Annotated in this window: 16 protein-coding genes; 2 read left to right on the forward strand and 14 right to left on the reverse strand. The window is 38.3% G+C overall.

Going from position 1 to position 25,942, the window contains the following annotated elements; translation table 11 throughout:
- Positions 1–85: 85 nt before the first annotated feature.
- The 8 genes from ASE74_RS10505 to ASE74_RS10540 all read right to left on the reverse strand — a co-directional run bounded on the left by ASE74_RS10505 (position 86) and on the right by ASE74_RS10540 (position 14,173).
- A complete protein-coding gene (locus ASE74_RS10505) occupies positions 86–1,768 on the reverse strand; it encodes an alpha-amylase family protein (protein WP_055909463.1) in 1,683 nt (560 codons plus the stop codon).
- A 182-nt stretch (positions 1,769–1,950) separates the two neighbouring features.
- Complete coding sequence (locus tag ASE74_RS10510; RefSeq protein ID WP_055908277.1) at positions 1,951–4,269, reverse strand: glycoside hydrolase family 65 protein; 2,319 nt, start codon at positions 4,267–4,269, stop codon at positions 1,951–1,953.
- 69 nt (positions 4,270–4,338) lie between these two features.
- Positions 4,339–5,037 (reverse strand): beta-phosphoglucomutase, encoded by a 699-nt coding sequence (gene pgmB / locus ASE74_RS10515; RefSeq protein WP_055908280.1) that lies wholly within the window; start codon positions 5,035–5,037, stop codon positions 4,339–4,341.
- Positions 5,038–5,130: 93 nt separating this feature from the next.
- Positions 5,131–7,047 carry a glycoside hydrolase family 13 protein gene (locus tag ASE74_RS10520; RefSeq protein ID WP_082458734.1) on the reverse strand — a complete coding sequence of 639 codons (1,917 nt, stop codon included), beginning with the start codon at positions 7,045–7,047 and terminating at the stop codon, positions 5,131–5,133.
- Positions 7,048–7,111: 64 nt separating this feature from the next.
- Positions 7,112–8,128: a SusE domain-containing protein gene (locus ASE74_RS10525; protein WP_055908283.1), complete on the reverse strand. Its 1,017-nt coding sequence runs from the start codon at positions 8,126–8,128 to the stop codon at positions 7,112–7,114.
- Between the two features lie 18 nt (positions 8,129–8,146).
- The gene (locus ASE74_RS10530) at positions 8,147–9,736 is read right to left on the reverse strand and encodes a RagB/SusD family nutrient uptake outer membrane protein (protein ID WP_055908286.1); all 1,590 of its coding nucleotides are present in this window, start codon (positions 9,734–9,736) and stop codon (positions 8,147–8,149) included.
- 14 nt (positions 9,737–9,750) lie between these two features.
- Positions 9,751–12,726 (reverse strand): SusC/RagA family TonB-linked outer membrane protein, encoded by a 2,976-nt coding sequence (locus ASE74_RS10535; protein ID WP_055908288.1) that lies wholly within the window; start codon positions 12,724–12,726, stop codon positions 9,751–9,753.
- A 433-nt stretch (positions 12,727–13,159) separates the two neighbouring features.
- Positions 13,160–14,173 carry a LacI family DNA-binding transcriptional regulator gene (locus ASE74_RS10540; protein WP_055908291.1) on the reverse strand — a complete coding sequence of 338 codons (1,014 nt, stop codon included), beginning with the start codon at positions 14,171–14,173 and terminating at the stop codon, positions 13,160–13,162.
- Positions 14,174–14,455: 282 nt separating this feature from the next.
- Between ASE74_RS10540 and ASE74_RS10545 the strand changes: the two genes are divergently transcribed.
- Positions 14,456–14,815: a PleD family two-component system response regulator gene (locus ASE74_RS10545; protein ID WP_055908293.1), complete on the forward strand. Its 360-nt coding sequence runs from the start codon at positions 14,456–14,458 to the stop codon at positions 14,813–14,815.
- A gap of 368 nt (positions 14,816–15,183) precedes the next feature.
- Positions 15,184–16,284, forward strand: coding sequence for a DNA polymerase IV (gene dinB / locus ASE74_RS10550; RefSeq protein ID WP_055908296.1), 1,101 nt, complete (start codon positions 15,184–15,186; stop codon positions 16,282–16,284).
- 517 nt (positions 16,285–16,801) lie between these two features.
- On the opposite strand, the gene ASE74_RS10555 is transcribed toward dinB, so the two are convergent.
- From ASE74_RS10555 to ASE74_RS10580, 6 genes are all read right to left on the reverse strand, one after another.
- A complete protein-coding gene (locus ASE74_RS10555; protein WP_055908299.1) occupies positions 16,802–19,276 on the reverse strand; it encodes a glutaminase family protein in 2,475 nt (824 codons plus the stop codon).
- A 211-nt stretch (positions 19,277–19,487) separates the two neighbouring features.
- Complete coding sequence (locus ASE74_RS10560) at positions 19,488–20,321, reverse strand: PKD domain-containing protein (RefSeq protein WP_055908302.1); 834 nt, start codon at positions 20,319–20,321, stop codon at positions 19,488–19,490.
- A 13-nt stretch (positions 20,322–20,334) separates the two neighbouring features.
- On the reverse strand, positions 20,335–21,771 hold the full coding sequence (locus tag ASE74_RS10565; RefSeq protein WP_055908305.1) for a PA14 domain-containing protein: 1,437 nt from the start codon (positions 21,769–21,771) through the stop codon (positions 20,335–20,337).
- Between the two features lie 29 nt (positions 21,772–21,800).
- Positions 21,801–23,498 (reverse strand): DUF4983 domain-containing protein, encoded by a 1,698-nt coding sequence (locus ASE74_RS10570; RefSeq protein WP_162235807.1) that lies wholly within the window; start codon positions 23,496–23,498, stop codon positions 21,801–21,803.
- Between the two features lie 36 nt (positions 23,499–23,534).
- Positions 23,535–25,154 (reverse strand): DUF5008 domain-containing protein, encoded by a 1,620-nt coding sequence (locus tag ASE74_RS10575; protein ID WP_055908312.1) that lies wholly within the window; start codon positions 25,152–25,154, stop codon positions 23,535–23,537.
- 33 nt (positions 25,155–25,187) lie between these two features.
- On the reverse strand, positions 25,188–25,928 hold the full coding sequence (locus tag ASE74_RS10580; RefSeq protein WP_157255400.1) for a hypothetical protein: 741 nt from the start codon (positions 25,926–25,928) through the stop codon (positions 25,188–25,190).
- Positions 25,929–25,942 lie beyond the last annotated feature (14 nt).

Raw genomic sequence — 25,942 nt, forward strand, 5'->3', positions numbered from 1 at the left:
CGCTTAGCGCGGGGCGCAGGGCGTTATATTGGTTATAAATAATGTTCAATCGCTACCCGAGTTACACTTAATGCATTGCTAATGATTAAAATTCTATCACCTGTGCGCTAACGGGTGTAACGGTTACGGGTATACTAGTTCCTGCCGGGATGTTTAATTTCCTTTCGGTTAACAAATCTGTAACCGGGGATGAATGTTTAACTTTTAAAATCTGATCTGGAATTTCGATATTGGCGTTTAAAGTTTGTGTTCTGTCGAAATTGGCCACAACCAATAAACGTTGTTTACCGGAGTACCGGATAAAAGCATACATGCGGTTATTCATATTCCCAGTAACAGGAACTTCATATATCTCTCCATTTACTACCGCATCGCTGGTTGTGGTAACTTTTAGCAAGTGTGTGTAATACGCTCGCAGGCTTTGTTGCGCCGCACTTAGTTTCTGACCATCGAATAAACCTCCGTTCATCCATTTCTGGTGATCGGGAACGCCCCAATAATCGAATATTGTTGTGCGGTTATCATCGCCCCCGAAACCTTCTTGTCCTTTGCCTTGCTCGCCAACTTCCTGCCCGGAATAAAGCATTACCGGACCTGAACCCAGGGTAGCCGAAATAACCATTGCAGGCAAAGCCAGTTCGGCTTTTCCTGCAAATCCTGCTGATGCAATGCGTTCTTCATCGTGATTTTCTAAAAAGCGCAACATATGTTTGCCAAAACCAGCACTTTCTACCTGCCACACCTGCTTAATTGCTGCTACATCTGCAGTTGGTTCATTTTTGATCAGTATTTTAAGGCCATCATATAAACCCACTTTATCATATAGGTAATCGAATTTACCCTCATCCAAATACTGCTTGTAAACTGTTGGATTGTAGGCCTCACCCAAGAAAATAAGATCGGGGTTAACTTGTTTTACTTGTGGTATAACCCAATTCCAAAAGGCAATGGGTACCATTTCGGCCATATCACACCTAAAGCCATCTACGCCTTTTTTAGTCCAGTATATTAAAATATCCCGCATTTTAAGCCAAACAGGTGGAATGGGATCGAAATATTGTCTTTCTCCATTCAGGTAGTCTACTCCATAATTTAATTTAATGGTTTCGTACCAATCATCATATTTGGGTTGGGCAGAAAATACGTTATTACCAGTTGCCTTTGCTGGGTTTTCTTCAAATTTCCCATCTTGCAAGGCGGAGATCGGGGTAGATTTTGATCCTGATGTGGGCACTGAAAATGGTTGCCCAGGGGTATAGTAAAAATCGTTGGTGGTACTAAAAGCTTTTGTAACATCGTCTTTTTCCCCAAAGTCGGTTACTCCACTTGGTTTTGTATAAGAATGATAGCTTCTGGCAACGTGATTGGGCACAAAATCGATAAGCATTTTCAGGTTATGATCATGTGTTCTCTTTACCAAAGCCTCAAATTCTTTCATCCGGTTTTTAACGTCAACAGCTAAATCAGGGTCAACATCATAATAATCTCGGATAGCGTACGGAGAACCTGCTCTGCCCTTTACTACATCGGCATCGTCTACTTTAATTCCGTAAGCACTATAATCAGTTAAACTTGCATGGGCCAGTACGCCGGTATACCAAACATAATTTACGTGGAGTTCTTTTATGCCTGCTAAAGCCTTATCGCTGATATCATTAAACTTACCAGAACCGTTCTGTTCAATGGTTCCGTAAGGGATATTGGTTGTATTTTTATTCCCAAATAAGCGGGGCAATAACTGGTAAATAACGATTTGTTTATCGTTCATTTTTGTACGCTTTTTTTGTGCAAAGGATGATAATGTAAGAATGGCAAAAGTAAAAAAAAGTGTTATGTACCTACCTTTACCTCCTCCAAAAGGGAACAGAGATAGGACTGAAAAGGTTTTTCTATTTACGGAAGATTGAAATTTTAACCCGCTATCCACAACCTTTAAACCCTTTACATTCCTCATACCAACGCTGCATTATTTACTTCGATTTCGGTATTTCCAGCTAATTTATAAACCTGGTTTCTAATGCCGATTTCTAAATCGATTGCTGCATTATTTTTTATACTGATACCGTTTTCGGTAATGTTAATTTTTAAGGTTGCGCCTCTAAAACCAATGGTAAAAGAAAATGATTTCCATTTATCAGGTAAGAAGGGATTAAATTGAAGTTTACCGTTTCTAACCCGCATACCCGCAAAACCTTCTACCACACTCATCCAGGTACCTGCCATTGAGGTAATGTGCAGGCCATCTTCGGTATCGTTGTTATAATCATCAAGATCTAAACGTGCCGTGCGCAGGTAAAATTCGTAAGCACGCGCTTCATCATTTAATTTTGCAGCCAATATACTGTGTACGCAAGGCGATAAAGAGCTTTCATGTACGGTGCGCGGCTCGTAAAAGTCGAAGTTTCGTTTTAAAGTATCGAGATCGTAGTCTTCTTCAAAAAAGTACAATCCTTGTAAAACATCGGCCTGTTTAATAAAGCACGACCTCAAAATCCTGTCCCAACTCCATTTCTGGTTAATTGGTCGTTCACTTGCAGGGAGATCACTAACCAAAGTCTGTTCTTTATCCAAATAACCATCCTGTTGTAAGAAAATGCCAAGTTTTTCATCATGAGGGTAATACATTTTCTCAATAATGTCGGCCCAATCAGCAAACTCTTGCTGATTAAAATTTATGCTTTTTAGTAAGCTGTTGTATTTTTCTGGTTGTTGTGTTTTTACAATTTCAGCGGCTTCGGTTGCATATTTCATGCACCATGTAGCTAAAATATTGGTGTACCAGTTATTGTTTACGTTGTTTTCGTATTCATTTGGCCCGGTTACGCCAAGCATTACATATTGTTGTTTATCGTTGCTCCAGTTAACACGTTGTTTCCAGAAACGGGCAATACCGATTAATACTTCTAAACCAAAATCTGATAAATAACTATCGTCGCCCGTATAACGGATGTAATTGAAAATGGCAAAGGCAATGGCACCGTTACGGTGAATTTCTTCAAAAGTAATTTCCCACTCGTTGTGGCATTCTTCGCCATTCATGGTAACCATTGGATATAATGCAGCACCATCTTTAAAACCTAATTTTGCTGCATTTTCAATTGCTTTACCCAATTGTTTATGGCGGTACACCAACAAGTTTTTGCTTACTTCCTGTGGGGCTGTAGCCAGGTAAAATGGTACACAATAAGCTTCAGTATCCCAATAGGTAGAGCCGCCGTATTTTTCGCCTGTAAAACCTTTCGGACCGATATTCAATCGATCATCTTTGCCGGTATACGTTTGGAAAAGCTGAAAAATATTGAAACGAATGGCTTGCTGGGCCGAAACATCTCCTTCAATTATGATATCACTTTCTTCCCATTTGGTTGCCCAGGTTTCGGTTTGTTCTTTTAATAAAGTATCAAATCCTTTAGCAGATGCTTTGGCAATAACTGCTTTTGTTTCTTTTAAAAGAGATTCTTTAGCATAATTCTCTGAAGATAAATTAGCAGCAATTTTAACCAGGGTAATCTCCTCGTTTGCTTTAACATCTAGAGAAAAAGTTTGTGCAACGAATTTTTCTTTACGTACCGCCTCTGGATTAATGTTTAGTTTTTCGGCGTTTTTATACAGTTCGATATTGCTACCGGTACAAACCTCAAACTCAGTTTTCTTTGTTCTTAATTTGATATAGGCTTCGGTTCCTGAAATTTCATCAGTTACCTTATCCCAAAATTTTTCATCGTAGTTACTGTCCTGGTTTTTAACATCGCCATCAATAAAAGGCGTTAAGGTTAATTTACTATCAAAATTTAAGGGTATAATGGTGTATTTAATGGCACCAACTTCATCATCGGCTATGCTGCAAAAACGGGTAGCTTTTACTTTCAGGGCTTTTCCGCTCTTTAATTTTGCGGTAAAAGTCCGCTCCAGGTAGCCGGCATGCATATTCAATACACGCTTGAAATCTTGTACTTCTGCTGTTGCCAGATCAAGAATTTCATCATCAAGCTTTACTTCAATACCAACCCAGTTTGCAGCATTTAATACTTTGGCAAAATATTCAGGATAGCCATTTTTCCACCATCCCACACGGGTTTTATCTGGATAATATACCCCTGCAACATAGTTACCAGATAGGGTTTCGCCGCTGTAAGTTTCTTCAAAATTTGCACGCTGCCCCATGCGACCATTGCCCAGGCTGAAAATACTCTCCGAAATTTTATTCAAATGTGGATCAAAGCCTTCTTCGATAATATTCCACTCATCTGCCTTAATGTAATTTTTCATAATTGAAAATTGAGTAGTGAGATGCAAAGATTGGAGGGCATCCCTCTAAACCTTGTACCGCACACTAAACTATAAATTCTCTAAATCTGTAACTGTTAATTTGTCTAATCCGCTTACTACTACATCGGCCTGCGTAAGCACACTTTTTTCGCCGATTCCGATTGCTTTCATCCCTCCTCTTTTTGCGGCTTCTACGCCTGCAACGGCATCTTCAAAAACCACACATTCTTCGGGTTTAAAGCCCAAAAGTTCGGCACCTTTTAAAAAAACCTCAGGGTCGGGTTTTGATTTTGTAACCATATTGCCATCTACAATCTCATCGAAGAAGTGGGCCAGGTGCGTTTTCTCCAAAATGATGCCTGAGTTTTTACTTGCCGAGCCTAAGGCCAATTTATAACCGGCTTTGTGAATGGCGGTTAAAAAATCAACTGTACCGGGTAATACTTCTGCCGGCGTCATCTTCGTGATCATATCTACATACCAGCTGTTTTTTAAACTGGCAAGTTCTTCCTTTTCACGATCAGTTTTTTCTACACCACCCCAGCTTAAAATTTTATTTAAACTTTCTACCCGGCTAACGCCTTTCAACTGCTCATTCTGCGCTTCGGTAAAATCAAAACCCATGGTATTGGCCAAACGTTTCCACGCTTTATAATGGTAAACCGCAGTATCAACCAGTACACCATCTAAATCGAAAAGGCAAGCCTTTATTGAGGCAGAAGGCTTAAGGTTGAGGTTAGAAGGTTCTATATGACTATTATTTTGCATCTTTATTTTATATTTTTTAATAAGTATCAGGTTTCAAGGCATAGCATTTATTTGGCAATAGGCAATTACCTTCCGCCTTAAACCCTCAACCTTCTACCTTAATTCGAGCACTAAAGTTGTTTTAGCGGGTACTTTGATGTTTTTAAATTCGACGTTTTCTCCGGTAATTACATTTTTTGCAGTGGTAATTCCTTTTGTTCTTTCGGCAAAACGATCGGTATTTAAAGTTTTTTCTTTTTCTGTATTGTTTACAATAACCATTACCGAGCCTTTTAGTTCGTTGGTATAACGGAAATAAACATAAATATCATCCTGAGGCACAAATTGCATCAACTTTCCGGTTTGTAAAGCTGCACTGGTTTTTCGGAAATTTGCCAATGTTTTAACAAAGTTGAAAGCTTCATTTTCTTTGTTTGTACGACCATCAGCAATGAATTTATCCTTTTTATCATTCTTCCAACCCCCAGGAAAATCAGAGCGGATTAACCCATCTGGATTGGAAAAATTTTTCATTAAAATTTCAGTACCATAATACATTTCAGGGATACCACGCATGGTAAGTAAAATGCTCATGCCCATTTTATATTTGTCGAAATCTTCGCCAACCATCGAATAGAAGCGGCTCATATCGTGGTTATCTAAAAAGATGCAATTGGTATTTGGGTTTTTATAAAGAAAATCGTGTGCCAGGGTGGCATATAAACGGTTAATTCCATCTACCCAGCCGTTTTTACCATTAATTCCTTCGTAAATGGCATCTTTTAAAGTGGCATCGGTTATGCCTTGCAAGTGGGTATCAAAACCGCGGTTAACCGTATTGCCACCTGTAAAAAAGGCCTGATTGGCTACAGCAGTTACCAATGTTTCGCCAAAAACGGACAAATGAGGAAATTCTGCCTGCACTTTAAGTGCCCAGTCTGCCATGTAAGCCGGATCGTTATAGCCATAAGTATCTAAACGCAAACCATCAATACCTGCATACTCAATCCACCAGATGTGGTTTTGGGTTAAGTAATTTTGTACATAAGGGTTAGTTTGGTTTAAATCGGGCATTGAAGGTACAAACCAGCCATCGAGCATTTGTTTCCGATCTGCCGCAGAGGCGTGTATATCCATTACAGTTTGATCGCGGTAACTGGTTTGCGTATATGTTGGCCACTGGTTCAGCCAGCTTTTCATTGGTAAATCCTTATAAAACCAATGTTGGGTACCAATGTGGTTGTGTACAATATCTTTAATTACTTTTAATCCTTTGGCATGGGCCAACTCTACATATTTTTTGTAAAGTGCATTTGTTCCATAACGGGGATCTATTTTGTAATGATCGGTTACCGCATAACCATGGTATGAAGCGTGTGGCATGTCGTTTTCTACCTCAGGGGTCATCCAAACAGTGGTTACGCCTAAATCTTTAAGGTAATCGAGGTGGTTCATTACCCCCTGGATATCTCCGCCATGGCGGTAATACATGCTATCGCGGTTGAGTGCGGTTTCTGTTAAACCCTGCACAATGTCGTTGCTTTCATCTCCGTTCGAAAAACGATCGGGCATAAGCAGGTAAATAAAATCTTTATTGGTTACGCCCTGAATTCTGCCCGCACTTTTATCGCGGCTTTTAAATTCGTAGGCATAACTGAATATCTTTTTGCCATTTACCGAAAAATTAATTGGAAAGCTTCCTGGTTTTACGGTTTGGGCAATATTTAAATCGAGAAAGAGGTAATTAGGGTTTTCAACTTTGTTTACTTTCACCAGTTTTACGCCCGGGTAAGTAAGGCTTACTGTAGCATTGGCAATGTTATCGCCATGCACAAGTAATTGTAATTTAGGGTTGTGCATGCCTGTAAACCAGAACATAGGTTCTACACGCTCCAGCTTTTGCGCAAACAGATTGTTTGTTAGCAAAACAACCAATAGGGTAAAAATGGATGTTACCCATTTAAAAAAAGAAGTATTAGTATGATTATGAATTGGAAACGGATAATTTGGATGGGTATGAGATCTGTTCATGCTAAAACTTTAAAGATTTTAAAAAAAGCCCTGCAGCATGTAACTGCAGGGCAGATAATAAGGATTAGTTTTTAACCATTGTAGCTTTTTTAGCGGCTACATCTAAAGTAATGGTATAAGTTCCGGGAACGGTTACGGCAATGTTATCGCCTCCATTGGTTAAAGCAGTTATGCTACCACCGAGATTAACTGTCCAATCATGTTTGAATCTGAATTTCAATGCACCAGTGGTTAAAGTGGTTTTAACGGAGTAATTATTTGACTTTCCATCATTTACCACTTTCATGTCGGTATCATTGTTCCAGCCACCCAAAGTTGCATCTCCAATAATCGACCATTCGTTCGGTGTTGTAAAAGCTATGGTTTTGGCATTTAAATCAACAGTTACCTGTTTCACTATGGCATCTGGTGATTTTAAGTTATCTCCTACGCTACTGCTGATTTTACCCGCACCTGCATCGCCATAGGCTACATCCCATTTTTTAGCAGGTGTAATTTTAAATTCCAGATTTCCTGCGGTATAAGCAATCATTCCGGTATAAATACCATTGCTTGATAGCGAAATTAAACTGTCTGCAGTAGTAGGATCCCAGCCCTGATAAGCTCCGGGAGCGTAAATCCATGCTGAAGCCAAATAAGGGGTTGCAGTAATCGTTATTACATTAGAATAGGTTATGGCATTTGCTGCAGCACCCGATTTTAATCTTACTTCTAATTGAGTTGGAGTATCAATTTTGCCACCCAAAGCCAACATCATATTATTAAAATCGTTTACAGTTGGCGAATATGAGGTGTTGCTGATTACATATTCTTTCGGCGCTGCGAAGTTTTTCCCTTTAAGATCGAACTGCAATGTAGAAGTTACCGGAATAGTATAACCTGTTACTGTTGGTGCCGGAAAAGTTAGCGTTAATGCAGGTTTTGCCCCATTTGCCTGTACCAGACTTAAAGTAGTTGCCGAAGCTGTAAGTGTGCCTGCCGCACTTACATTGGAAACGGTTTGCGTTTCTTCTTTTTTACAAGACAATAGCGATAAGGTTATCAGACTTAAAGCAAGGGATTTTAAAAATATTGTTTTCATCTCTTATAAATTTTAAGATTAATAACCTGGGTTTTGAACCAAATTCGGATTAACGATAATATCTGCCGATGGAATTGGATATAAATTGCGGTATGCAGGAACACTGGTTCCTGATTTTACACCACCTTTAAATGGCCATAAATAGGTGGCACCTGTAAATTTACCATAACGTACCAAATCTGTACGGCGGTGACCTTCCCAGTATAACTCGCGGCCACGCTCATCCAAATAGAAATCAACTGTAAGTGAAGCTGTGGTTAAATTCCCGTTATTATTTCCATAAGCTCTTTGACGTAATGCATTTACGTATGTTAAAGCCAGTGCAGCACTACCTCCTGAACCTCCACGGGCTACTGCTTCTCCATAAATTAAATATTGTTCAGCTAAGCGGAACAAAGCAAAATCAAGTGAGCTAAATGTTCCATTTAACGATGCAGGTGTAGAACCTGTTGAAGTAACATTCTTGAATTTTGTTACCCTTAAACCATCGGTAAAAGTTCCAATTTCATCAACCGTACTTTTTGCACCAAAGAAAACACCACGTTTATCCTGTGTTCCGTTTGGATCTGGAAATAGCGCAGGCAAATTCTGGCGGGTTCTGTTACCGCCCCAACCGCCGTTTGGCACACCGTAAGAAGCTGTACCCATATCGGCATTAATACCTGCATTAATCAAAAATGTTGTACCACCATAGTTGGTTCCGGTTACGCCATCGTAATTGATGGTTAAAATATTTTCGGTATTGTTAATGTTGTTATCAGCTTTGAAAAGATCCATATAATTGGCTTTTAAAGTGTAACCTGCATTAATTACCTTGCTTGAATAGGTAATGGCTTCTGTATATTTTGCAGTACCAGTATATACTTGTGCATTTAAATATAATCTTGCCAATAATGCCCAATCGGCACCTTTATCTGCACGGCCATATTCATTTGTACGAGCTTCAGCCAAATCGCCTTCTATAGCTTTCAATTCTGATTCTATATAAGTAAACAAAGCTGCTCTACTGGTTTGTTTAGGTGCAACTTTACCAATCTGATCATCTTCGGTAACAAATGGAGGATTACCAAAGGCATCCATTAACACCCAATATTGATAAGCACGTAAGAAACGGGCTTCTGCACGGTATCTCTGAATTGCAGTTACATCAGCACCTGTTATGTTGCGCGAGGCCAATTTATCCGGTGTGCTTTCGCGAAGAAATTCGTTACAAACAGTAATCTGTAAAATACTTCTTGAGTATAAGCCACGTAAAAACTGGTTATCAACAGCCCAGGTTGAATTGTCTAGTTCTGGAATACCGGTATCTCCCCAGGCGCAGATAGCTTCATCAGTGGTTAATTCCTGCGAAGTCCAGAATAACCTTAAAAAATCTGCAAAGCCAGAGTTTAAGCCACCCACATCACTGTTATCAGATCCGGTAGAACTGGTAAGTGCATAGGTTGCATACAATTTAACCAAACTTTGTTTGTAACCTGCCGGTGTTGCATAAACGGAAGCAGAAGTTACATCGTTTGTAGGCAATACATTTAAATTGTCCTTTTTGCATGAATTTAATGACAGCAGTAATACGCCTGATGCCAATATTATTTTAAATGAATTTTTCATTCTTTATCTCTTTATTAAAACCCTACGTTAAACCCTAATGTGTATGTACGTGGCCTTGGATATAAGTTATAATCAATACCGCTGCTCAGTTCAGGATCGATACCTCCGTAATTGGTTACGGTAAAAACATTCTGGCAGTTTGCCGAAATCCTTAAAGTAGCTGTTCCGTTTTTAGAAAGCTTACCTGCATTAAAAGCAATACCTGCATTGTCCATTTTTAAAAATGAAGCATTTTTAACATAGTAATCGCTTAAAAACTGGTTGTTCTGGAAATTTGTGTTTAAAAAATCGCTTGATGCATTGTTGATCACACCAGCCGAGCTTAAAATATTAGCCCTGATACCGAAATTTGAAGAAACGTTATCGTAAACATAATTGCCAAGATTAGCCCTTAATGTTGTGGTAAAACTCCATTTTTTATAGTTAAAAGTGGTGTTAAATCCGAAAGTAACATTAGGATCGGCAGATTTATAAAAGTATTGGTCGCTGGTGTTTACCACGCCATCACCGTTTAAATCTTCATACACACCTTCCAATGGTTTTCCTGATGGATCGTAAACCTGTTTGTAAACAAAATATGATCCTGGAATCTGGTTAACGGCGTTGTATTTTAAGTGGATACCCGTACCGCCGGTAATGTCTCCCGCATCAACCTTGAATCCCGAATTTGGGTTTAAAGTTAAATTGGTAACTTTTCTTTTGTTGTAAGCAACGTTCACACCAAAATCCCAACTGATGTTTTCGGTTTTAATGGCGGCAAAATTAATGCTGGCTTCGGCACCTCTAACATCCATATTACCAACATTGGTTGTTAATTCGTTATTGAAGTTGGTACCTACAGGGATATTGATTTTACTCAACAGATCAGAAGTTTTTTTGTAATACACATCAATACTTCCATATAAACGGCCTTTCATAAAACCATAATCCAAACCTGCGTTATAGGTGGTTGTGGTTTCCCATTTCAAATCCGGATCGTAAGCTGCCGGAGTATAATAGTTGTAATAAGTATTCCCAATCTGGTACTGGCCGGTATTGCTGTTGGCATAATATTTTGATAAATAATCGTAATAGCCGATACCATCTTTATTTCCCGTTTCACCATAACTTAAACGGAGCTTTAAGTCGGAAACAGATTGACTGTCTTTTAAGAAATTCTCACCCGAAATTCTCCAGGTAAACGCTGCTGAAGGGAAATAACCCCAACGGTTCTGCTCAGAAAATTTAGAAGAAGCATCTGCCCTTAATGTTCCTGATAAGATATATTTATCAGCCAGGGTGTATATAAACCTTCCGTAGTACGACAATAATTTATCGCGATCTGTAGAAAAAGGGAAAACCGGAACTACCAATTCTTCACCCGTTCCTTTGTATGAAGTAAAATTGAAACCCGTTTTCGAGTTATCGTAATAACCATAACCAGCAGTTACATCAAAACGGCTTCTGATGCTTGCCACAGTGTGCGCATAGTTTAAATAAAACTCCGAAAGTTTATTGGTTTCGGTATTTAATGAGCGTGTGTAAGAACCTGAAGTAGAAATACTTTGTGCTGCATAAACCGGAACACTAACCGATCCGTAACCTTTGGATAAATCGTAACCTAAATTTAAGTTGGCATGCAACTCAGGCAAAAAGTGAAAAGAATAATCGAAACGGGCATTACCGAAACTTCTTTCAGCATTACCATTGTTATCGTTTAATCTGATTAACCCTACCGGGTTACGTGGTGCATTTGGATTAACAGAACCATCGCTTCTTAACCATTCGAAATAATTTCCGAATTTGTTATTGGCCGTTACCTGTTGCGTTGGATCGAATTGAATGGCAGAACCTACAGCACCTGCATTGGCAAAATGCGATTCGGTTAATGCACCTTTTAAATTCAGATCGATTTTTAAGTGATCTTGAAATAAGCGTGGAGAAATGCTGATTGCCCCGGTACCGCGAGAAAATTTATCGGTAATTAACAAACCCTGCTGATCTAAATAGCCAGCAGAAACACGATAAGGAACACCCTTAAATGAACCTGCAATGCTTAAACTGTTATCTGTAGAAAATGCATTCTGGTAAATTTCATCCTGCCAGTCGGTATTTGCATTGCCCAATAATGCAGTATACTTTTTACCATCATCGTATGATGCATTGGGATTGGCGTTTACAAAATCGCGGATTTGGCCAGAAGATAAAATATTAACTTTTTTAGCTACGGTAGCGATTGAGTTGTTGGTACTGAAATTAAAAACCGGAGCACCTGATGCACCTTTTTTAGTGGTGATTAAAATTACCCCGTTAGATGCTCTTGATCCATAAATGGCCGTTGCATTGGCATCTTTTAACACAGTAAAGGTTTCAATATCATTAGGGTTTACCAATGATAACGGACTTGGCGCATTACCAATAGAGTTGCCACTGAATGGCACCCCATCAATTACGATAAGCGGATCGTTACTTGCATTTAAAGATGCACCACCACGGATACGGATGGTACTACCAACACCTGGTTGCCCGCTGTTTGAGATAATGTTTACCCCTGCTACCTTACCCTGAATTAATTGCTCGGGTGTAGTAATGGTACCTTTTTGAAAATCTTTCGAATTTACCGTAGTGATAGATCCCGTTAGGTTTTTCTTTTCGGCAGTACCATAACCGATTACCACAACTTCGTTCAGTTTTTGTGCATCTGGCACCAATTTAAAATCAACAGTTGCATTTGCCGAAACGCTAACTGCTTTATCAAGGGTTTGATAACCGATAAAACTTGCAGATAGGGTTACCGAGCCGCTCGATAGGCCTGCAAGTTTAAAATTACCGTTTCCATCAGTTGATGTACTTCTTGTTGTACCTTTTACAACTACAGAAGCACCGGGTAGTGGAAGGCCGGTTTCATCAAGCACCTTACCAGATACTGATCCGGTTTGTGCTTTTACCATTAATGCTGAAAAAACCAACAGCACCAAAAGCCCCTGTTTTAACAGGTAAAATACTCTCATATTTGAAGCTCGTTTAAGTATAAAAATTTGGTTAAATATTATAGTGATTTACACATAGGACTAATTTACAGCTGTTATGGAGATTTCAAAATTTATTTAAAAAATATATTTGGCGCAACAAAAGCTTAATAAAAACTAGTTCAAAAATCTGTTTTTTTGTACCCATAATAAGTCACATTAAATAATTGTTAAATATTTAATCATTTATAAATCAATTACTTATAAATGTTAAATTTTAAATTAAAGTGTAAATTCTACACTAAGCCATTTTTGAGGCTTTTTTCGGGAACGTTCCCGAAAAAATTAGATCAAAATTTAGTCATCTTTCGGGAACGTTCCCGAAAATCGGTCAGAATTCTGCGTATTTTACACTAAGTGAAGAAATTTTTTGAGAAATTGGGGTTCAAAACAGCCCCGTTTTTAAGGCCCTTTTTTAATCTTTTTTTGTCGAATTCCGCTTGATGATTTTCGACTCTAAAACCACCTCATTTGATTCGTTTTTATCAGCATGATCATCTAAAATGGTAAACAGTAATTTTGCGGCCTGCTCCCCTATTTCAGCTGCCGGCTGAGTGATGGTGGTAAGCGAAGGATTTAACAGCGGCGCAATTTCCAGACTGGAAAAGCTGATTACCTTTAAATCTTTGGGAATATTAAGGTTAAGGTCGTAACAGGCATAATATGTAGCAAAGGCCAAACGCTCTACCGAAGTGAAAATGCCATCTGGTTTTAATTGTGTTAAGGCATTTTTTATGATAGTGCTGTTTTCCTCATAACTATTGCTGCAATCTACAATCAGGTTTTCTTCAAAAGGAACCTGATGTTTCGCCAATGCATCAATATAACCCTGCATACGTGTTTTACCGATTGATAAACTTTTATTCACAACCAGGTAGGCAACACGTTTACAGCCCTGCTCTATCAAATGCTCGGTAGCCAAAAAACTGCTGTTATAATCGTTGGTAATTACCCTCGGCGTATCAATATCTTCGTAAATCCTATCGAAAAATACCAGGGGCAATCTTTTAGCACCAAATTTATTCAGGTAATTGTGGTCGTTTGCTTCACCAGAAACCGACATTACAATACCATCTGCTCTACCATTGTGTAAATGGCGTATAAAGTTGACTTCTTTTTTGTAATCATCATCCGTTACATAAATCAGAATGTGGTAGCCATTTTCACGCGCTACGCGCTCTATACCGTGAATAGCCTGCGAGAAATAATTATTGGCCAGTTCGGGCACAATAACCGCAATAGTTTTACTTTTCTGCTCCCTTAAATTACTGGCGTAATGGTTGGGCTGGTAGTTTAATTCTTTCGCTTTAGATAATATGCGTGCTTTGGTAACATCATTAATGTCACTATTATCTCTAAAAGCCCTCGAAATTGTAGAAGTAGATAAATTTAAAGCTTCTGCTAACTTCTTAATATTAATACTATCCATTTTTGGCTATTTAACTCAATTAATTTGAATTAATGCTGTAAATATAAACTATAAATGCACGAAATATTTGTTAAGAATCACAATTTATCAATTTATAGCTATTGCCCAATTGCAAGCAATGCCAACATTAAAAAAGTGACGACCGCCAAACCAATAAATTATTCAAATAAATATTCATTTTTTTTAAAACAAAAAGCATCTTTTCAGCTTTAATAGTAATACTATTAAACATTTTCGCACCTACCTACGCTAAACGAAACTGAATGAAAATAAAATTACAAAATGGCAAATAAAAAAATACTCATCGCAGATGATGATGAGGGCATTGTTGACGCTGTTACTATGATTTTGGAAGTGATGGGTTATGACGTAGAATATACGTATGATGGTGGTGCGGTAATTGATGCTGTAAAAAACAGACCAGATTTAATCCTACTTGATATTTGGATGAGTGGCCACGATGGCAGGGATATATGCAAGCAACTTAAAAACGACCCCGAATTTATGGCGATTCCCATTTTAATGATTTCGGCCAGCAGAGATATCAGGCAATCGGCAATGGACGCCGGCGCAAACGATTTTATGGAAAAACCATTCGAAATGGATTCATTGCTGAATAAAGTAGATATGTTGCTGAATTAGACTGATATCGTCTTAAAATTCTCATCCTTAATTCATTACAAAGGCAAAAATCGTTATTAATTGAATGTTGTCTAAAACTTAACAATAATTATCCCTTATAATTAACAAGGCAATAGAACCTAGATCATTACCTTAATTTCTTAATGGTCAAACTTAGTTTCTTGAGTACATCTTAGCAAAATACCTCGCTTTAACGCCTGCTTCTATATTTATAAATCTTCATATCTGATTGATTCATTGATCAGCCGTTTCTATCATTCACATTCCTGGTTTTCATTTGTGTAAAACGATTGCAACACGCCATATTGTGTAAAGAAAAAAATCTTATATTAAAATACTAAAAAAATAGCGAAATTTAGCTATTCTACATGCCCGATGAAACCTCAATAGCGTTAAGAAAGATAATCCACATTGATATGGATGCTTTTTATGCATCTGTAGAGCAGCGCGATTTCCCCGAATACCGAGGTAAACCACTCGTAGTTGGCGGTAAACCCGATAGTAGAGGAGTGGTATCTACAGCCAGTTATGAAGCCCGCCAATACGGAATCCGTTCAGCAATGCCATCAAGCAAGGCTTATCAGCTCTGTCCATCGGCCATTTTTGTATATCCGCGGTTTGATGCATATACTACTGCCTCTAAAGCCATTAGAGAAATTTTTAGTCGTTATACAGATCTTATCGAACCTTTATCACTAGATGAGGCCTACCTCGATGTTACCGTAGATAAATTGGGAATTGGCTCTGCAATCGACATTGCACAATCGATTAAAGATGCAATTAAAAATGAGTTAAATTTAACAGCTTCGGCAGGGGTATCTACCAATAAATTTGTGGCTAAAGTAGCGTCTGACATGAATAAACCCGATGGCTTAACGTTTATTGGTCCTTCGAAAATTAAGGCTTTTATGGAGAAACTCCCCGTTGAAAAGTTTTTCGGAGTAGGCAAGGTTACGGCAGCAAAAATGAAAGCCATGCAGATTAATACTGGAGCGGATTTAAAAAAATTAACGGAATCGCAACTGGTTGCTCAATTCGGAAAATCAGGGCGGTTTTATTATAAAATAGTGCGTGGCATTGATGAACGCCCGGTTAGGGCAAACCGCGAAGCCAAATCTGTAGGTGCCGAAGATACCTTTTCGGAAGATACCAACGAAGATTCGGTAATGCACGACCTATTGAAGCAAATTAGCGAAACGGTGGCCACCCGACTAGAAAAACACCAGCTGAGTGGCAAAACAGTTACCTTAAAAATTAAATTTGCTGATTTTAAGCTCATTACTCGCAGTCGCTCTTTTGCTACCCCAATAAATAAAGCAGAAGTGATTTACGCCGAAGCCATTAAACTTTTAGATGAAGCGGCAATTGGCACAACACAGGTAAGGCTTTTAGGAATAACTTTATCAAGGTTTTATGATGATGTAGTGATCGAAAAACCTGAAGATAATCAGCTGGAGTTTGAGTTTTAAAAATACTTTTTGCCATTGTATATCGGTGAGACACCAACCGATAGGTCAATCGAAAAACAGTGTCACCTTGAGCGTAGTAGAAGGGCATAGCCAAATGGACAGGAATAATTACACAATCTTTATTTTTTGGAGCGCAAGGCGTGTACATAATAATACGTTTCCTCCCGTTTTGCGCTTTTACGCTTCGCTGCCTCGTACCTCGTTGCTGCAGGGTAACGCTTCAACCGGGGCTAAATGGCCAGAATAGCATTCCATTTTGAGGGTTGCAGGGAGTAAAGCTATTGTTTAGCTTGGTTATTTCGGTCGGTGAGACACCGACCGATAGGTCAAATAATAAATATCTCCTGCTTTATACAACAACATTAATTTCGGAAGATGAGACTCCAAACAAGAGTATAGCCCAGCATTAATATATAGAATTATCTATGCGGTCTGTGGGGACACAGACCATGGGAACAAAAACAAAAAGGTTCTACAAATTAATGCAGAACCTTTGATTGTTAATTTATAGGTAATCTTATTTGCCAGCTAATTTATCGGCAAGCATTTTCATATAAAAACCGCCTACAACACTACGGGCTTTAAAATTATCACGTATACCGGTATTTGAATCATAAAAATCATTAAGCGGCACTCTCGAATCGGTTTCAATGGCATGTTTGTAAACTGGATGTACCAAGGCTTCGAATTCTTTTTGTGTTGGGGCGAAAGTAGCTGTCCACAAAATCCAATCGTTTTTTGTATATGCTTTTCTGCTATCCAACGGAATGCCATACCTGTTTTGTTTGGTTAGGTAATATTTGGTTTCGGTATCGTAGATTTTCTGAGGAAACAGATTTAAATTTAAAACCTTATCCCAAACCAGGTTATATTTTTGGCTCCAGGTATCTTTATTGTCGAAAGTTAAAGCATAGTGATCGCCTGCATCAGCCATATCAATCCATTTTGGCACCATACTTTCAGCAATTGCACGGTATTTTTTAGCCACATCATCATAACCCAATGTTTTAGCCATTTGTGCATAACAGGCAATACCCACAATCGCTTTTACCGATAAATTGGCATTACGGGCAAGGTGACCGGCAAAATCATCGGTACAAAGCTGCGTTTTCGGATCTAAACCTTCTTTTGTTAAATAATCAACCCAGGTGGTTAATGTTTTCCAGTGCGCTTTTGCATAATTAGCATTTCCTTGCGCTTTTGCAATGGCGGCAGTTAAAATAATCATGTTACCCGATTCTTCCACAGGCATTGGCTCGCCATAAGTTTGTCCGTTTGCCAATGGATATGTACCTAAATCATGAGCTGCCCATGGATGAGGATATTTCCCGCTTTCGCTGAAATAAAAAATTCCGTTCAACATGCCCTGTAACAATTCTGGCTTATATATCAGGTATAATGGTGCTGATGGGTAAGTTACATCAACAGTATTGATAAAACCACCACTGTTGTTTTCTTTTGATAACCATAAAATTTCACCTTGCTGACTTTTAACCAAAGTATGTGCTGCAATGCTCTGGCGATAGCCTAAAACACATAAATCTGCATATTCTTTGCCACCTGATTTTAATGCATCGGCATATAAAGTTTTGTTAAAAGCTTCGCATTTCTGAATCACATTTTTGTATTCATCTGCTGCAGCAGTTAATTGTGCTTCTATGGTTTCTTTACCTGAGGTGTTCCACCATGGCCTTAAATTTTTATTAAAATACTGAACTGAATAAATTTCATCGTAGCCCAATTCTACATATTTTTCTACAGGGGCCTTGCCTACCGCACCGAAAGGAACAATTGTATTTAGAGCCAGCATTTTGCCCTGCTTAGCTGTTGAAGCAGAATTGCCTTTTCTAAAAGCATCTGATGCATCTTTTTCTGCGGTTACAAATTGTATTGCATTACTTGCTTTTGGTGCAGCTACATAAAAGTAACCCCAATCAATACGCATATCATCACTTGCTTTTTGTAGAATCGGCTGTTCTACTGTACCTGTTTTTAGCACCGATAACTTGGCGGTACTGTATTTGCTTGCGGTAACTTCTTGCGTAGGACGGTAAACGGCAATATTTGATGATGCACTTAGCAAAACTTTTACCTGGTGCGTTTTACCATCATTGGCTTTTACCTGGTAAGAAACATAAGAAACCGGACGGGCAAACAAGCCCAAATCTTGCATTAATAATGGCGAAGTAAAGGTTAATTTAAGATCTATTTTACCACAAGTAAAGTTATAAATGGTTTGTGTAGCGTTAATATCGACACTTTTTTGCTTTGCAACCTGCACCTTTTCGGCATTATCTTTCAGTTTTTCAACCAAGCCAAAATCAAGAAAACGGCCTCCAGCGGTATTTAATAAGTGGATGGCGATTACGTTTGAACCTGCTTTTAATGTGCTTTTATCACCATTGCTTAAAGCGATATATTGGAAACTGTTTGTCCACCCTTCTTTGTTATAAATTTTTTTCCCGTTTAAGTAAACTTCAATGTTATCATCGTGGTTTATTTTTAGAAAAAGTTCATTTATAGATGCTGGATTGGCAACATTAAAGGTTCTTCGTACCCAGATATCATGAGATTTCCACAGGGTTTTAACATTCTTTGCATCATCGCCAATGGGTGCTGCACCGGTTTGCCAGTTGCTTGCAGTATATTGCTCAGCTTTCCAATCGCCCTGAGGTTCTGTTTCAGTATATTTTACTTCATATCCTTTTTCATCAGAAGCGGGTACAACAGTTTTGTAAGTAGTGGTTTCTTTACCTAAAAAACGATAAATATTACCATCAACGTTAATCATACCCAATAGAGAATGATCGGCACCTGTCCAGTGTTGCGTAGCAGATTCATTTAATTTTTCGGTGGTAGACCAGATACTGAAATAGGTATTGTGCGTGATTAAGGGATAAGCCGGGGCTTTTCGCTCCTGTGCCTTAAGCAAACTGCCAATAAACATGCAGCCCAGTATGCCTATGCGTTTAAAAGTGTTGATTTTGTTCATAATTTGTGTGTGTATTGAAATCTGATATTATATTCCGGTTAGATTTTAACTATAGTTAAACGTTTTACTAAAGTATAAAATATAATTAACTTTTGAGCGTAAACTGAAATTTTTAATTGTCACTTAGACAATTAAAAATAAACTTCAAAAAAATACATGAAGTTTTTAAGCTCCATGTATCTTTCAAATTGTGTATAAGTGCTAAAATGAATTAGGGTTGTTTTTTATTGATTGTCCACTCAGATAGTTGGAAAACTCTACTTCCTCTGTTGGCTTTAATGTATAAACGATAGAATTTATAGGCTACAAAATTGTCGAAATAATATCTTTTGGTTACATTTCTTTCGCCTTGATTTGGCCAAGGACAAGTGGTTACCGTATGTAAATCGGTATATTGGATGCCATCTAACGATCCTTGCAAAATCCAATACCTTGGGTCTCTATCTTCGGCATCATTTCCTGAAGTTAGCGTATAAGCACCAACAACCTGTGGCGTTGCGAGTTCGAAAGTACACCTCTGGGTACCATCAAAACCTGCTTGCAAAAATTTGGTTTTAATATCATTATCAACCAGTTTTTTCGATCCCTCATTAGAATCGGCACCTGCACCTGCTTCAAGGTTGACAGAATATTTACCGCCAATAGTTTGCATATAATTTTCGCCAATTTTGGTTGGATCGAAATTAGGATCTACAATATTTAACAAGACCTCTTTAGAAGCTGAATAACCTTGTCCGTTTCTGGTGGTTAAAGTAACCTTATATTTGCCTGGAAAACGATAAACATGTTTTGGATTAACTGCTACTGATGTACTATCATCGCCAAATTGCCAAAGCAATGTTTTATAATTGGTAGAGCTTCCGGTAAACTGATATTCTAAAAACTTGGTTGGGCTTGCTACCGCGTAATCAAAACCTGCTGTAGGTTTAGGTTCATCCACTACCGGGATCACCTCTTCTGCATCCTTCTTACACTTTACTGTTGTAATTACAATAAGTATTAAAAGAGATAGAATACTGAATAATCTTTTTGTGTTATTTTTCATATCTTATTAATATTTAAGGTGTTGGAAATAATTGAGATTTTGGTATTACTCTTTTCGACAAGATATCCGGTACTTCAATTTCTAAATAAGCTTGCTGCCCACCTACATTTTCACGGTGATGTGCCTCAATTGTATACCGTTTGCCGCGCTCTAAAAATATGGTGCCCTTACGTGTATCTTTATCCCATTGGGTGGTATAATCATTTACTAAGGCAACTCCGTTTACATATAATCTTGATCCATCATCCCAACGGGTTTGATAGAAGGTGTAAGTGCCACGTACCGGAGCCAAAAATTCACCTTTCCACCTGGTTGCAAAATTATCTCTGCTTAACTGCGTTCCGCTGGTATTTTTGACATTATCCGGCCATCCATCACCACTAAAGTTAATGGTTTCATCAACCCTTGTTACAAATGGTGCACGCCCGTCATCCGGATCCAATTGTGTATTGGTATAATATTTTGCAGTTAAACCAGTCCCGTTTCCGGTGATATAAGAATTGTTATCCAAATTTACATTCGGATCTATCACCACAATTAACTTGCTTTTTGTTGGATGAATTACGTGGTTTGTTGCATCGCTGATATTTAAAGCAAATGCAAATTTTTTATTTGCAACAATATTCGCATCAAATACAGGCCATGGGATCTGAAGCCTTACGGTTGCACTTGTTGCTCCTGTAGCAAATCGAACTAAAGTATCAAGTAAATAATCTTTCGCTGCCAGATGGATTGCATCCGCAGGTAAAGTTCCTCTTCCCACCAAAGTGGCAATGGTATCTATGTTCTCTTTGATTTTAACATTGAATGCTGTAGACGGCTGGTTTTCCAAACTTATTGTAAGCGGTATGGTTACTCCTGCCGGACCTATAATGTACTTGCCTTGATAAACCACGGTATAAGTACCACCCCCATTTAAGCTTAAATAATGGATATCAGTTGGTTTTAACAACTCGGCAGTATTAATTATCACTACAATAGTAGATTTACCCGCTGCAATTTTATTTCCTTTGCCCGGGGCCGAAAGTTTTAAGGCAAAAACAACCTTTTTACCATAATTACGTTCCAATACTGACCTGCGTACAATGGCAATACCCTCGCTGTTATCTGTTCCAAAGGCTACGTTGATTACGTTCGGATATTCTACTCCGGCTGATGGCATAAGTATGCCATTCGTAATTGAACCATTTTTTATTAACTGGGTAACGGTATCGTTATTTAAAGTTAAACCAACCTGAAATGCTTCTTCTGCAATTCCTGTTAGGGAAATCTTGAAAGGGACTTTAACAAATTCATTGTCGATAGAAACATTTCCGGCTACAATGCCATCTCCTGTAATACTCCTGGTATTGGGATCGGGGAGTTTCAAATCCTCTACCTGTGATTTGCGGCAAGAATAAACACCAATGATGCTTAGGCTTACCAATGCGATGTATATAATTTTTTTCATTTTATGATATGTTAATTATCGAATAATCCTTACTGATCTAACCAAACTCGGCCATCTAACCTCCAAGATTGCTTATTGGCAATTTTTAACCAGTTTATAACCTGTGCTGGTATATCTGAAGTTTGCGGAACAAATATGGCCAGTGTTTCTGGTGCTGGCGGGCAGATTAAATCGTTAAAATTTTCCCAGGTATAAATTCCCTGAAATTTGAAATCATGTGCCTGAGAACTCAAGTCGGCCATAATGTTACCGTTACCATCAGTTGCAGGCCAGTATCCTACCAAGAAATTAAAGTATGGATGGCTCTGATCAATAGAGGTTTGACAGGCATAATTACTGATCATTCCATCTGGAACAGAAAATTTAAAGAAACGGATATCACTTACATATACATCAGGCTCTCCATGGCCATTGCCGTTTAAATAACCTAATTTTAGGGAATTTGAGTTTGCTAATGAACCTGATCCGGTAATTTCTTCTTCATTATTAAAGCTACCGTTGGTATAGGTACGAACAAATCTTTGGCCATTACGCACCTCGATTTTAGCGGTTAAATTTGTCCATTTTCCTTTGCTAAAACTGCCTCCCCTACATTGATGGTAATCTCCATCCTTGGTACCTCTCCATTCGAAATACCAATAATCTTCTTCCAGATAAATTACCCAACCCACACTTGGGTGACCGCTAGACCACTCGTTACGTTTACCCAAAACACTTGGCCAGAAAAATTTTTCTTCATTCTTTTTAACCTTAAGCTCTATGGTTACTTTTGTGGTATCGTCTATATTGTAAACAGTCGCATCAACGCTATCAATTTGCGCCCTAACATCTTTCCCTTTAAAGCGGATTGTTTTACCTAGGTACCGGTTTCCGGTAAATGGCTTGGTAAGAATCCGTTTGCTATATGTTGGCGTATAATAAATAACAAATGAGTTGGCTTTAGGCTGGCTAAAAATGGTTTGATCATCGGCATTTGGGGGCAAGGTAAACTGGCCGCCTGCACTTGATGCAATAACAACCAACCATTGTTCATTATTGTAATTTGGTCGTTTTGTTAAAGCGGCCAAAATTTCACCTACCGAAGTATCGAATTTTTCGATAGCTGTTTTATAAGCCGGAAAAGAAATGTCGTACCCGGATGCTGCTCCTGCTGCATTAATCCCAGTAAAATGGCCCACAACAACAGTTGCTGTATCGCTGTTTAAGTTACTTATCAATCCTGCTTTTACGGCATCATCATTTGCCACCAGGCTACTTACATCAGCTCCTGTTGTTAATGATTTAAATACAGTTGATGAAGTGTAGGTAACAATTTTACTTTTTGCACTCGTTTCTTTAATTCTGTTAAAAATTATTGGATAATTCTGCAGGTCGTTATTGGTTAGCGCATCAGTTGTAACTTGATGTTTATCTTTTGAAACACCGGTTAACATATTGGCCCAATTGGTTGCATTTGCGGCTGCATCAAGGTCGCTTAACCCCACCCAACTGTAAATGGAGTGTGGTAAAATTGCATCGATATTTGGTGTATTGGCATCTAAAACAGATTGGCCCCTTGCCCCATCAACAATTAAATAGAGCACCTTACGGTTTCCGTATTTTACAGTTGTGGTATCGTTGGCATTCTTATCTCCAATTGTTCTGTCGAACTCCTTATTACAAGAAAATATAGCCGTAGTGATTATTGCTGCGATTAAGCCAATCAATAATTTATATTTTTTCATCATACTCATCCTAATTTATATTTTGGTTAGCTTAATCTATTATTCGATGGTTACCCTAATAATGTGATACAATGGTAAATTATCAAAACGATAAAATTCGCCGATTAACAATAATGCTTTTTTACCATCTGCAGATTTTGTTTCTATAACATCAGATAATTTTCCTGTAAACGGACCTGTTGCATTGTATCCTTTTGCCAATGTACCTGATGGCGTTAAAACCATAAAACCGTTTCTGGTAATAGCTCCATATTTTATAAAAGATCCGCTCACCACAATTAATCCGTTATTAAGCTGTTTCGCAAAACTAGGATAGCCTCCTTCAAATGATCTTGAAGAGAATGTTTCATCTAAAGTCCCGTTATCATTTAGTACGGCCAAACCAAATGCTGGTTTACCATTATATTGGCTAAAAATTCCGGTAATTACATATTTTTTTGTAGTTGCATTATATACACACGAAATTATGGAGTTATCTGCTCCTGAGCCAGGAGTAAAAGTAGGATCAATGTTTCCATCAGGGTTTAACCTCACAATGCGATTGGCCGGCTGACCATCAAACGTATTAAAATTACCGAATACAACCAGTTTTTCAAGCTTTTCTGCATCGGTATGCATATAAGTATACGAACGTCCGTTTGCACTTTCTTTTCCCTTATTGGTAACGGTGTTAAAACGGAATGTTTTATCAAGACTGCCATCTAAATTAAAGCGTAAAATCTGTCGAATTTCTGTACTGTCCAATATTACAGTATCCCTTGATAAATCGTAATTAAACTTATCGTAAGTTCTTTTTACGTAAAACCTAAAATCGCCGGTTGCTAAAATTTTTCCCTGGTGTTTGTATACACGGTCAATATAACCATTTGTACCACCGTTAAACTTCGGAAACCACTTTTGCGTAACAGTGTCGGTTGCTGTTGGTTTTCTTTTAGTCTGAATTTTTACAGTGTCAATTGCTCCGCTTGTAAACAAACTGGTAATGTTGCTGATGTTATCAGCACGCTGGTTAAATCCGCTAAAGCCACCTGCTACAATAAAACGGTTACCAATTTCTACAATACTGGATAAGCCTCCATTTGCACCTTTTCCGGTACGGAATGTACGGTCATATTCACCATCAATTGATGTTCTGGCGATTCGGTTAATTGGAACTACACCACCTTTATTATCGAAGTTGGTAAAATTACCAACAACAATTGCCCGTCCATCAAGCATTTCGTAAAACTGGCTTACATACCCATTAGTACCGGCCGTAGCTTTAAAAGTAGGGTCGACCTGGATAAGGCCGGTTACGGTAAATGTTGGGCCAATAAATAATTGATCGCCAATGGCGATAGACGTAACGCCTGTACTTCCAGTTTCAGGAACTTTAACTTTTATTTCAGTAGCGGTTACACTAAGTACTTCGCCTTTTTCGCCATTGAACATAAAGCTCAACTGATCTTTATATTTATCAAAGCCAGATGCTTTAATGGTTACTGTTGTACCCACCAGCCCTACTGCCGGAACAGGGATATCAGTTTGCGAAATGGCCACACCCAGGGGTGATTTTGCATCTGCATAAGGATCGGGGATCACTTCATCTGCTTTTTTACATCCTTGAAAGCTAAAAGCAATCAAAGTGATTATTGCGAGTATAAATTTAATATTTTTCATTGTTTTATATCTTGAGGTAAAACCTGTTATGACTTATTTTGTGGGATCAGACGGAGCTAAACCACTAAAATATACGTCGCTGTAAAAATCATCGCGGTTAAATCCAAAATAGGCGCCGTTCACTATATCATTAAAGGCTAAAGCATGTACTACACCATTGGTAGGTTTTATATCTGATGATGATACTTTATTTATACGCCAATCATCATTAGGCTTTGAAGCATCTGGTATATAAGTTAAATTTAGTTGGCGGTACCCGATGTATTTGATATTGTTTGCGGTGGCATAGGTTACGCCAATGTTGGCAATGTTGCCTGCAAGCGAATAGTATAAGCCACCCGGATAAACTGTCCTCACATCAAAATCTATCTGTTGATAGTCTTTTAACCTGTTTACCCCTTTAAACATATAGCGCATTAAATATTTTTTCCATATCGCCGGGCTAATCTGATCCAAAGTTTTAACGGTATCTTTTCCTGAGTAATAAAGAAAATTATTTAACCCATCAGTTCTAATTGTTCCAATTGTTCTTTTAATAACATCATCATCAAATGCAAAAAAAGTGAAGTCATCATTAGAAAACGTACTTTCCAAACCCGCCAGCTTTACAATTTTAGCTACAGTATCAAAAGGAACTTTTTTAGCCTGCAGGTACTGAAGCATGTTACCTTTAAAATTAGGATCAGCCAATCCTCCATCACGATAATATTCATCACGTTTACAAGCATTTAATATAAGCAGTACAGCAGCACAAGCAAAAATTAGCTTTTTCATATATCTTTTATTAT

The sequence above is a fragment of the Pedobacter sp. Leaf216 genome, assembly GCF_001421515.1.
Classification (GTDB): Bacteria; Bacteroidota; Bacteroidia; order Sphingobacteriales; family Sphingobacteriaceae; genus Pedobacter.